Source organism: Flavobacterium sp., from assembly GCF_003525665.1.
In the GTDB taxonomy this organism is placed as follows: domain Bacteria; phylum Bacteroidota; class Bacteroidia; order Flavobacteriales; family Flavobacteriaceae; genus Flavobacterium.
In genome coordinates this window covers 4342-8879 of the sequence record NZ_DQDX01000183.1, presented here as the reverse complement: position 1 = coordinate 8879, position 4538 = coordinate 4342, and the positions used below count along the sequence as shown (strand labels likewise).

The following is a 4538-nucleotide window of genomic DNA, read 5'->3' as shown; positions in this document are numbered from 1 at the left end:
TAATTATGGCCGGAATGATTGCTAGTTTTTGGCAAGCAATTCCGTGGGCAACAAATGCCCAGGTAGTTCAATTTGTTAAACAATCTTCCGATAGATTTAATTTGCCAACAAATCAATATGGGTATGGAATTCCAGATTTTCAGATGGCATTAAACATGGCTTTGCTTGATGTAAATGAATTGAATTTGAATAAATTTAAATTTTTTCCAAATCCAACAACTGGTTTTATTTCAGTGTCCATTCCAAATGATGGTAGCAATTCTAAAATCACAATTTACAATTCTCTAGGACAAACAATTATAGAAAAAAATATCAATCAGTCGAACGCAACTCTTTCTTTAGAAAATTTAAATTCGGGTGTGTATTTCTATAAAATCGCTTCCGCAAATGCTACTCAGACTGGAAAAATAATTAAAAATTAAAACACGAATTTCTTTCGGAAAATATGAATAAAATTACCCAACTTTTCAACATACAATATCCAATTATTCAAGGCGGAATGATTTGGAACTCAGGATATAAATTAGCAAGTGCCGTTAGTAATTCTGGCGGATTAGGATTAATCGGAGCTGGTTCAATGTATCCTGATGTTTTGAGAGAACACATCCAAAAATGTAAGAAAGCAACCGATAAACCTTTTGGTGTAAACGTTCCAATGTTGTATCCAAATATTGAAGAAATTATTCAAATAATTATCGAAGAAGGTGTAAAAATCGTATTCACGTCAGCAGGAAATCCTAAAACTTGGACGTCACATTTAAAAGCCAACGGAATTACAGTTGTTCATGTGGTGAGTAGTTCTAAATTTGCTTTAAAAGCACAAGAAGCCGGAGTTGATGCCGTCGTAGCCGAAGGATTTGAAGCTGGTGGACATAACGGAAGAGAAGAAACCACAACCTTAACTTTAATTCCGATGGTTCGTGAAAATATCACGATTCCATTAATTGCAGCTGGTGGAATTGCAACTGGAAGAGGAATGCTTGCAGCAATGATTCTTGGTGCCGATGGTGTTCAAATGGGAAGCCGATTTGCAGCATCAACAGAAAGTTCGGCGCACGATGATTTCAAAAAAACAATAATTGAAACTGGAGAAGGTGATACGCAATTGACTTTAAAAGAATTGGCTCCAGTACGATTGATAAAAAATAAATTTTATAATGACGTTCAAGAGTTATATACTAAATGTCCGTCGAAAGAAGATTTAGAAAATTTATTGGGAAAACGAAGAGCAAAACGTGGCATGTTTGAAGGCGATTTAATCGAAGGCGAACTTGAAATTGGTCAAATTGCTGGATTAATTCACGACATTATGCCAGTTAATGAAATTGTATCTGAAATTATTTCCGAATTTGAATTGGCTAAAAAAGAAGCAATCACTTTATAAAATTCTTAAGATTTGCATCACATTGCTTTGAAATCTTATCCTTACTTTTGTCGAAATACTTTTAAATGAAAAAGATACTTTTAGTTATAGCGTTTGTAATTTGCTCAAACCTTCAAGCCCAAGAACGTCCAAAATTAGTTGTCGGAATTGTGGTAGATCAAATGAAAATGGAATATTTATACCGTTTTCAAAGTGATTTTACCGAGAATGGTTTTAAGCGATTAATGAATAATGGCTATACGTTTCATAATGCACATTATAACTATATGCCAACTTACACTGCGCCAGGACATGCATCGGTTTATACTGGAACAACGCCAGCAATGCATGGAATTGTAAGCAACGAATGGTTTCACAGAACTTTAAAAAAAGAAGTGTATTGTACCGACGATGCATCAGTTACAACTTTAGTTCCAGGCACAGAAAGTGAAGGAAAAATGTCTCCAAAAAATTTGCAAAGCACTACAATTACCGATGAATTAAAATTGTCAACCAACTTTAAAGGAAAAGTAATCGGAATTAGTATAAAAGATAGAGGCGCGATTTTACCTGCCGGACATTTTGCTGATTGGGCTTTTTGGTACTGCAAAACTGGTGAGTTTATTTCGAGTTCTTTTTATGGTGAGAAATTGCCAACTTGGGTAACTGATTTCAATAAAGAGAAAAATTATTTAGGTTACACGAATAAAGGTTGGGATTTATTGAAACCTAAAGAAACCTACAATGAAAGTCTAGCTGATGATAATCCTTATGAAGGAAAGTTGTACAAAAAGACGCCTTTTTTTCCTTACAATATGAAGGAAATGATTGATAATAATGATGCTGGAGTGATTAGAGTTAGTCCTTACGGAAATGATCTTTTAGCAGATTTTGCAAAAAAAGCCATCGAAAAAGAACAACTTGGTAAAGATGAAATCACCGATTTTTTAGCATTAAGTTTTTCATCTACAGATTATATCGGACACACTTTCGGACCAAGATCGATCGAAATTCAAGATACGTATTTGCGTTTAGATCAAAACATTGCCGACTTTTTAAATTATTTAGATAAAACTGTAGGTAAAGATAAATACTTAGTGTTTTTAACAGCCGATCACGCTGGAGCTGAAAATGTTACCTATTTAAAAGACAATAAATATCAAGTAAACAATATCAATTACAAAAATGTTGAAAGCGATTTAAAAGAATTTTCTAAAGCTACTTTCGGCGAAGATTTGATATTGAATTATTCTAGCTATAATATTTACTACAACAAAGACATTTTAAAATCAAGAGGGTTGGATTTGGAGAAAGTCAATGAAGCATTCAAAGGTTTTCTTTACTCAAAAGAATATGTAAAACGCGTTTATACCGAGCAAGAAATTTTAGCTTCATCTGGAAGTGATGCCATCCTAGATTTTATTGCCAAAGGTTATGATCCTACACAAAATGGGGATTTGCTTTTTGCCTACAAACCAGGTTACATGGAATATTCTGCAACTGGAACAACGCATGGTTCGCCTTACAGTTATGATACGCATGTACCAGTTATTTTCTACGGTTGGAAGATTCCGAAAGGAAAATCGTATGATAAAAAAGTGATTACTCAAATTGCACCAACGGTTTCACAATTACTTCAAATAACAATGCCAAATTCAACTGACAGTAAAGTTTTGACAGAGGTTTTTCAAAAATAAAAAACAAAAAAAATCCACTAATTAATTTAGTGGATTTTTCATTTATTATCTTAAGTAACTTATAGTTCGATTAGTATCTGATTTTTAATCAAATCTTCAAAGGTTTCTCTTTTACTAATTAAGTGACCTTTTCCGTCTTTCCATAACACTTCTGCTGGTTTAAAACGCGAATTGTAGTTGGATGCCATTGAAAAGCAATACGCTCCAGCATTTTTAAAACTCAAAATATCACCTTCTTTTATTTCAGAAATTCTTCTGTTGTTGGCAAACGTATCGGTTTCACAGATGTAACCTACAACGGTGTAAAAACGCTCTTTTCCTTTTGGATTAGAAATGTTTTCAATGGTATGTTGTGAACCATAAAGCATCGGACGAATTAAGTGGTTAAAACCAGAATCAATTCCAGCGAAAACTGTTGAAGTGGTTTGTTTAACAACATTCACTTTCGCTAAGAAATATCCAGCTTGACTAACTAAAAATTTTCCTGGTTCGAAAGCTAATGTCAATTCACGACCATATTCTTTTTCGAAAGCTAAAAATCTTTTTGATAGTTTTTTACCTAATTCTTCAATATTAGTCTCGATATCGTCTTTTTTGTACGGAACTTTAAATCCACTTCCAAAGTCTAAAAAGTCTAATTCTTTGAAGTTTTTAGCAGCATCAAATAAAATTTCGGCTGCATACAAGAATACTTCGATATCCAAAATATCAGAACCTGTGTGCATGTGAATTCCGTTAATATGCATTTTTGTATTTTCTACAATACGCAAAATATGAGGCAATTGATGTACTGAAATTCCGAATTTACTATCAATATGACCTACAGAAATATTAGCATTTCCTCCAGCCATAACGTGCGGATTTATACGGATACAAACTGGGACTGTAGGATGTTTTGCTCCAAAATGTTCTAAGATAGAAAGGTTATCAATATTAATTTGAACACCCAATTTTGCTACTTCTTCGATTTCTTCAAATGAAACTCCGTTTGGTGTAAATATGATTTTTTCTGGAGTAAAACCGGCGTGTAAACCAAGTTGTACTTCTTGAATAGAAACCGTATCTAATCCTGAACCCAAGTTCTTCAACAACTTCAAGATCGAAATGTTTGACAAAGCCTTCATTGCATAATTCACGCGTAACTTTTCCACCTTGGAAAAAGCCGAAGTCAAACGATTGTACTGATTCTCGATAGTTGCTGCGTCATAAACGTACAGCGGATTGCCAAATTCCTCGGCAAGAGCTAGTAATTCTTTAGGTTGCATTTTTAAAATTTTTAGAGATTGAAGTTTAATTTTATTTTAAACTTTTATAATTGAATGATTTGCAAATATAGGAGTTGTAAAAAGGTTTTGCAAAGCGTTTAACATTTCTACGAATTTGTCAATTATATTTTGAATTTTATATGCTATCGATAATTTTTTAGCCCTGATGTTGCAATTGTTGGAGCTCTCCCGATTTTTATCGGGAAGCGAGTT

At 33.4% G+C, this 4538-nt stretch carries 4 protein-coding genes; 3 read left to right on the top strand and 1 reads right to left on the bottom strand.

Features of this window, described 5'->3' with window-relative positions; translation table 11 throughout:
* From DIU01_RS12780 to pafA, 3 genes are all read left to right on the top strand, one after another.
* Nucleotides 1-422 (top strand): T9SS type A sorting domain-containing protein (locus DIU01_RS12780; RefSeq protein WP_290835050.1); only part of this gene is annotated, 422 nt, incomplete at its 5' end.
* 23 nt (nt 423-445) lie between these two features.
* Nucleotides 446-1384 carry a nitronate monooxygenase gene (locus DIU01_RS12775; protein ID WP_290835047.1) on the top strand — a complete coding sequence of 313 codons (939 nt, stop codon included), beginning with the start codon at nt 446-448 and terminating at the stop codon, nt 1382-1384.
* Nucleotides 1385-1449: 65 nt separating this feature from the next.
* Entirely contained in the window at nt 1450-3060 is a 1611-nt protein-coding gene (gene pafA / locus DIU01_RS12770; RefSeq protein ID WP_290835045.1) for an alkaline phosphatase PafA, read from the top strand.
* A 59-nt stretch (nt 3061-3119) separates the two neighbouring features.
* On the opposite strand, the gene lysA is transcribed toward pafA, so the two are convergent.
* Complete coding sequence (gene lysA, locus DIU01_RS12765) at nt 3120-4325, bottom strand: diaminopimelate decarboxylase (RefSeq protein WP_290835044.1); 1206 nt, start codon at nt 4323-4325, stop codon at nt 3120-3122.
* Nucleotides 4326-4538: the final 213 nt, after the last annotated feature.

Excerpts from the sequence above, each read along its gene's own strand:
- pafA (WP_290835045.1), top strand. The coding sequence starts at position 1,450 with ATGAAAAAGATACTTTTAGTTATAGCGTTTGTAATTTGCTCAAACCTT.
- DIU01_RS12775 (WP_290835047.1), top strand. The coding sequence starts at position 446 with ATGAATAAAATTACCCAACTTTTCAACATACAATATCCAATTATTCAA.
- lysA (WP_290835044.1), bottom strand. The coding sequence starts at position 4,325 with ATGCAACCTAAAGAATTACTAGCTCTTGCCGAGGAATTTGGCAATCCG.